Here is a 6,698-nt window from a genome sequence, read left to right as displayed (position 1 = left end):
AGCGGCACGTCCTTGAGGATGGTCGAGACGCTGGTCTCGAACGTCGTCAGATCCTGCGCCAGCGCGGTGTCGCACTCGGCCTGGCTCCAGACCTCTCCGGCCTTGAAGGCGCGCCCGTGGTCGTTGGTGTGGCCCCAGGCGATGGTGAGAACACCCGCCGGGCAGATGTAGGTGGTGAAAAAGCCCTTGCGGCCGGAGATCGGTTTCAGGCAGCTTTCAAAGGCTTTGACGAGATCGGTTCCGTCTCGCGAAATGGTCTGGGCTGACACCCGCCGCTCCCCCTGAAGGACGGCGTTCCGGGCCAGCCCCGAAACGCGCTGAGGCGATCATGGGGAGGATGGGGGAAGGTTGGACGGGTGACGGGTGTCGCCGGGGTCGGCTGTGTAAGAAAAAGGGGAGGGTTTGACCCATACCCGCTCCTTGACTGACCTTTCGGCTATGTCCACTTTGCGCCCCCATCCAAGCCGTTTAATGGCGATATGGCCGCGCCTAGCACCGGACATTCAGATTTCGACTGCGTCTGGGACTTAGCCGACGTTCGCCAGCCAAATGGCGAGCGTCAGATTTCAGCAGGAGCGGACATTCGGGGACGTCAGGTGTAGGGTTCCCGGATGAGACAACCTTGCGGTTTTCCATCTGTCGATCGCCATTGTGGCGGCGATATCTCCTTGAACTAACAGGTGCGATCCTCTTCATTACACCTACGGCATGTAAGGGGGAGCGAGTGGCAGGCGACAAGGATTTCGAGCCCTTTTCATTTTGGAAGGGTGCGCAGGACGTCCTCAAGAACAAGGATGGGACCACCCTCGAGGCGAGCGATGCCGTCGAGACCGTGCGCGGGCAACTCGGGGATGCCCTCAACGCCCGCAACTTGTCCTTCCTGTTTGGCTCCGGCTGCTCCTCGTTCCGCGTCGGGAATGCGGAAGTCGGGATTCCAACGATGGGACCGATGGCGAAGTCGTTCCTCGGCACGGTCGGCGACGACGACGACGCGCCGCACGTGTCGGCAACGGAGCGCGACACCCTCAAGCAGTGGCTAGGGCTCGATATCGGGGCCGAGCGGTTCGCGAACAACCTGGAGCGGCTGATGGAGGCGCTCTACGGCGCAAGGTTTGTCTACGACGGAACCGAGGAGGCCAACCCAAAGGCCGTCGCCGCTGTCGTCGACCGCGTGATCGGCAAAGTCGCCAAGCACGTCCTCGACAGTTGCACGACCGGGCCGTTTGCACGAGGCGACGACAGTGTCCTCGAACTCTACCAGTCCTTTTATCAGAAGCTCCAGTTCCGCGACCGGTCCCTGCCTCGCCCGTGGATCTTCACCACGAACTATGATCTGTTCAACGAGCGTGCGATGGACAGGCGCGGAATGCCATATTGCAACGGCTTCTCGGGCGTCATCGAGCGCCGGTTCAATCCCGCCATGTTCCGCTATTCTCTGGCGGAACAACTCGACATCAGCAACCGGAAATGGTCGGCGGTCGACAGCTTCATCTATTTGGGCAAGCTGCATGGATCGGTGAACTGGATCGAGGACGGCGAGACGCTATTCCCGATCCGCGAGCTGACCGACGTGCCCGGCTCGCCGGAAGGTCGCGTGCTCATCTATCCGACCCCGGCCAAGCAGAGCGCGAGCTTTGTAAGCCCTTACGCGGACCTATTCCGCGAGTTCCAAACGCAAGTCGTCCGCGATCAGAGCGTCCTCGTCACATGCGGCTACAGCTTCGGTGACCAGCACATCAACAATATCATCTTCCAGGCGCTGACGATCCCAAACTTCCGCCTAATCATCTTTGCCGCCGAAGACTCTGGGGGCGTTATCAGGCAGCTACGCGATCTTGGCGACCCGCGCATCTGGCACATCGGCAGCGACAGCATGCTCTCCATACGGTCAGCCCACTACTTCGACGCATTCGTCGAGCGATTCATGCCAGAGCTGCCGGGCACCCGCATCGAGAGCGCGGTCGAAAAGGTCCTGCACGACCTGCTTGCGAAGAAGGCCGGGGGCGCCGATGGCGACTGACGATGCGCGCCGCGCGATCGGCAAGGTCGTCACGGTCGCGGCCGATCGTTTCGTGGTCGAGCTCCATCGGGGCAGCGACAACTTCACCGTCGTCGGGTTCGACGATGTCCACTACGTGGCGGCGCTCGGCTCGTTTGTTGTCATACCCAGCCAAACGGAATACGTCGTCGCCGAGGTGATCGGACTTTGGGAGAAGGATCCGACCAGCGGGCGGGCGGGTGCGGACACGTCGAACACGCTCGACAAGGCCGGTTCCTCCAAGTTCCTCGAACTGGTGCCAGTCGGAATGCTTCCGCTGGCGCGCGACGGCGCGTTCCGGTTCGGCGTCTCGACGTTTCCGTCGCTCTACGCCGACGCGCTCTACGTCCTCGATGCAGAGCTCGACCGCATCTTCGAGGTGGCCGACTGGCAGGAACACGTGCCGCCTGAAGGCGGTCAGCACACGCGGTTTAAGGCCCTTTCGATCGGGACATCGGTCGTCTTCAAAGGCTACGACGTGAAGGCGAAGGTCGACGAATTCTTCGGCGGCCATCTCGCCGTGCTCGGCAATACCGGCAGCGGAAAGTCGTGCACCGTCGCCAGCATACTCCAGTCCCTCTTCGACAAGCGCGACGAACTGGCGGCGCGGGGAGCAACCTTCCTGCTGCTCGATGTGAACGGCGAATACCGTGCCGCCTTTGCCGAACTGCCAGCACCGATCAGACGATCCTATCTCGCGATGAGAGCGAACCCCCAAGCGGCGCCCCCTGTCCCCCTCGACGCGAACGAGATGCCGTCCGTCTTCCGGCTGCCGCACTGGTTCATGTCGATCGAGGAATGGGAACTGCTGCTCCGCGCCAGCGAACGGACGCAGCAGCCGGTCCTGCGGACGGCCTTGCAGCTCACCAGCCTGTTCGCCGAGCAGACCGCGAACTCCGCCGCTCTCCGACGGCACATTCTGGCCATGTGCCTAAAGGAGGTCTTCGGCGGCAACGATGCGGCAGTCTCGAAGACCCACCGGATGGTCAGCTTGCTCAATCACTTCGGTGACGATCAGCTGAACATGACGGTGCTGACCAACTATGGCTTCAACATGCAATTCGGCAACTTCCCGCAGGGTGGCAATACCGAAGCATTCATTGAAAAGCTGAAGACCTTCATACAGGAAGGCGTTACCATACCCGCCTACACTGGCAAGCCGTTCGGCTTCGGGACTTTGGAGGAGTGCTTCGAAATCGCGCTCCTCTACGAGGAGGCGCACGGCAACAAGCAGATTCGCGATTATTGCTCGCAGATGCTGACCCGCTTCAAGTGGATCAGGGACCGCGAGGAGTTCGCCTTCCTTCGCGTTCCGACCGATGCGCTCCGCCCCGAAGAGCAGTCCACCGAACTCTTCGTCGAACATTTACTCGGACTCGAGCGGCAGCAGGGCGCCCTCCATAAGCGCTCCCAGATCATCATCCTGGACATGAACGACGCAGGGGACGAGGTGGTCGAGGTAGTCTCGGCGGTGATCGCCCGGCTACTGTTCGACCGGCTGCGCCGTGCGGATCCCCGGAATCGTCTTCCAGTTCATCTCGTCCTGGAGGAGGCCCACCGATACATTGCGGAGCGGCCGTCGCATCACGCCATCGACGCGAGCCGAATCTTCGAACGGGTCGCGAAGGAGGGCCGCAAATACGGAGCCTTCCTCATGGTCGCGTCGCAGAGGCCGAGCGAACTGTCGAAAACAGTGCTTTCCCAATGCTCAAACTTCGTGGTGCATCGTATCCAGAATCCGGACGATCTCGCGCATATCCGCCAGATGACGCCGTTCATTTCGGACAGCGTCATGAAGCGTCTTCCGTCACTGCCCAAGCAGCACGCCCTTATCTTCGGGAACGCAGTCAACCTGCCGACTACGTTCAAGGTCCGGAACGTCTCCCCTCGTCCTAGAAGCGATGACGCGCAGATACGCGAGCTATGGTTCAAGGCGGCGGGTGATCCTACGGAACTGCTCCTGCCGTAGTGATACGGTTCGGATCGACGTTTTCTCAAACATCGCTCCGAACGAGGGCCGTGATTCGGCTGCCGGACACTTGGAGGTTCTGGGCTGGTCGAATGCCGCCCCGGTCACTTCACTCCGTCTAATCAGCGATAGATGGGAGCAGGGCCAGGCGCAGGGCGGGTCACCGTGCGTGATAGGCTTCCAGGATGAGTGCCGGCTTGGAGAGCCTGCCGGGCCGCCTCTTGGAGTCTCGCCAGGTGGTGCGCAGGAATGTCAGCAGCGAGCCGCTCTCCTCAAGGACCGAGTTGTCCGCGCCGGCGGCCTGAACGGCCTCCCTGACCGCCTTGAGGAAGAGCGAGTGGCTCCGGCCGCCACGCGCATCGTCAAGGCACAACTGCTGGGTCATGCTTTCGAGGAATTCGCCCCAGCCGCTTATGTCCGTCCGGAAGCGCGGCACCTGCGCCAGCTCGTATCCGGTCAGATATCGGCGCCTGAACTCCAAGTCTTCGATCAGTTCCAGGTCTCTCGACACCCTTTCGTCGAAAACCCGCGCGTAGTGCGCTCGGTCTAGGCTGGCGCCACCCTCCAAGAACGAGCTTGCTGCGCTCCCCAGCCTGTCCCAGAGCCCGGAGACAGCGTCAATGAACGCCTGACGCGCGTTCCCCCGTGTGGTCGCATCATCCAGTCCTTCCAGCGCCCGGATTTGCGCGACGCGGTCGTCATAGCCGCGACGCTTGAACTTGACGCCGTTAGCCAAGTGGCATGCTTCCGAGCACCAGTCTCCAAGGTGCGTCCACACGAACAGCCGGCGTCGCCAGTTCCCCGCTTCGCCGTCGGGCTCTTCCGCTGGCGCGTGACCGTCGTCGGGCGCACCGGTGTTATCCACGTAATGATACGTGAGGGTCTTGTTCACGGGGACGTCGAAGCCGCTCTGGGTCACCATCTGCGACTCCTCCGACTGCGCCAGCGACTGCTTTAGGCGAACGGTCACTTTCAGGAAGCTCGGATCCGGCCGGTAGTCGGAAAGGAGGTAGCCACGCTGGATCCACAGGTCGAAGTTGCTGAGGCTGGACCTTTCCCGGCCGACCCTCATGCCAGGAAGTCGGAGCTGAAGACCGGTGCCAAGGTCTAGGTCTCTGGCTGGTTCGACCAAGCGTTCCTCGCCCGAGGAGGTCGCGGCCACGACGCCTTCGCACCAGTCGATGATGTGAGAGTGCCGAGTCTTCGTGAGGCGGCAGCTGGCTATGAGTTCAGCATTCACGTTGCCCCCGAAGCCCTGCCGAGTGGCGTTGGCCGACCCGAAGACCAGCGTGCGCTCCGTCCGCTTCGCCTCTGTAGTCCAGACGATATAGAAGAGCTTCAAGTGCACGAGGCCCGGGGCGGAACCCGGAACGCACGTAAGCGCGACCTTCCGATTCGAGGCGTCGACGCAGTCCCTGATCATCTGGATGTCATCGCGCCGGCATCCGTCGTCGATGACGACATGAAGCTGCTTGGGTCTGAGGTCGCCTATCAGGCGCTCAAAGAACTCCCGCTCCACATAGGGTGTGACGACAAGTACCCTCTCGGCCTTTCGTCCGGGCCTGCGCGCGAAGAGGTCGTAGCTGTGTTTTTGGTGCTCTGCCATACCCGATCATGCTGCTGGCGCGTTGTTAGGTAAAGGCGGTTGCGAACTACACGGCGTCGTCGACGCGACCTTAAGTTGCGGGTAGTGCTCATTTCGCCTCACCCAAAGTCGCGATGTCCAGCGTCAGCCGAGCGTAGTCTGCATGGTGTGGTTTGCTGCCGCTATCTCCGCCAACATCTCTGCGGACAGAGGACGGTCCGCGACCAGATTGACGAGCGTGGCGACCTTCAGCGGCATGAACACCGCATTCCCGGTTATGGGGTTTCTGGCGACCGTCGGGATGAATGCGACGCACAGGATTGAGCCGGCCGCCTTCTTACCCGCGAAGACGCCCTCGATAGCTTCCTTCCCGTTGTCCTTAAGGACGTCGGAGATCATCCCTGTCAGCTTTTCGATCGTGTGGACGGCGGGCTGCCGCCAGTCCGCGAAAAAACCGGCCTCCGGCCAGAGGCCTGCGCCGAGTAGCCGGGGGGTGAGGTTGAACGCTACGATGCCCTCCGGCGCCGGGCATCGCTCGATCTGGTCGACGCCCTTGACGATGTGATCGAGGAGGCTCTGCGTATGTGGCGAACGCACCGTCTTGAAGGCGTAGGCGCGGGCGGCCTGACTGCCGTCCAGCGCAATTACGTCGGGGTTGTCGCCCTTCGAATTCTTAGGGTGGTCGAGCAGGACCCTGATGCTTTGGGCCATGAGCAGTGTGGCCTAGTAGACCTCCACGAGCTTATTGTATGCGTCCGCATCGGCAGGCGGTTCTTGGGTCAGATGGACCGCGCCGTGCACAAGCATCTCTAGATGGGGGATTAGGGTTCAGACCCATAAAATGATTTGCGTTGGCAGCGTGTTGTGATTCACCAGATCCATGGAGGATCTGGTGATGAGCGGAGACTGTTTCTGGCTGACGGATGGACAGTTCGCACGGCTTGAGCCGCATCTGCCCAAGGACACGCGTGGTAAGCCGCGCGTCGATGACCGACGGGTGATCAGCGGCATCGTGCATGTTCTGAAATCGGGCGGCCGATGGATCGACGCGCCGCCTGAATATGGGCCGCGTAAGACGCTCTACAACCGCTTTGTCCGATGGGCTG

6 protein-coding genes are annotated in these 6,698 nt (G+C 61.7%); 3 read left to right on the top strand and 3 right to left on the bottom strand.

The features are described from left to right. Positions 1–269: lysozyme (locus YU1_RS0125135; RefSeq protein WP_029006410.1), on the bottom strand; the 269-nt coding region annotated here is incomplete at its 3' end. A 455-nt stretch (positions 270–724) separates the two neighbouring features. On the opposite strand from YU1_RS0125135, the gene YU1_RS0125130 reads away from it, so the two are divergent. Beyond that, on the top strand, positions 725–2,020 hold the full coding sequence (locus YU1_RS0125130; RefSeq protein ID WP_029006409.1) for an SIR2 family protein: 1,296 nt from the start codon (positions 725–727) through the stop codon (positions 2,018–2,020). Continuing rightward, positions 2,010–4,007: an ATP-binding protein gene (locus tag YU1_RS0125125; RefSeq protein ID WP_029006408.1), complete on the top strand. Its 1,998-nt coding sequence runs from the start codon at positions 2,010–2,012 to the stop codon at positions 4,005–4,007. Before YU1_RS0125130 ends, YU1_RS0125125 begins: the two co-directional genes overlap by 11 nt. Before the next feature lie 160 nt (positions 4,008–4,167). On the opposite strand, the gene YU1_RS0125120 is transcribed toward YU1_RS0125125, so the two are convergent. Both YU1_RS0125120 and YU1_RS0125115 read right to left on the bottom strand, forming a co-directional pair. Beyond that, positions 4,168–5,613 (bottom strand): phospholipase D-like domain-containing protein, encoded by a 1,446-nt coding sequence (locus YU1_RS0125120; protein ID WP_029006407.1) that lies wholly within the window; start codon positions 5,611–5,613, stop codon positions 4,168–4,170. Positions 5,614–5,736: 123 nt separating this feature from the next. Continuing rightward, positions 5,737–6,303, bottom strand: a complete 567-nt coding sequence (locus tag YU1_RS0125115) for a hypothetical protein (RefSeq protein WP_029006406.1) — start codon at positions 6,301–6,303, stop codon at positions 5,737–5,739. 184 nt (positions 6,304–6,487) lie between these two features. On the opposite strand from YU1_RS0125115, the gene YU1_RS33075 reads away from it, so the two are divergent. Further along, on the top strand, positions 6,488–6,698 hold a 211-nt coding region (locus YU1_RS33075; RefSeq protein ID WP_156922453.1), incomplete at its 3' end, for a transposase.

The sequence above is a fragment of the Azorhizobium doebereinerae UFLA1-100 genome, assembly GCF_000473085.1.
GTDB classification, from domain to species: Bacteria; Pseudomonadota; Alphaproteobacteria; order Rhizobiales; family Xanthobacteraceae; genus Azorhizobium; species Azorhizobium doebereinerae.
Note: the sequence above shows the minus strand (reverse complement) of the source record. Positions and strands in the feature narration are given on the sequence as shown.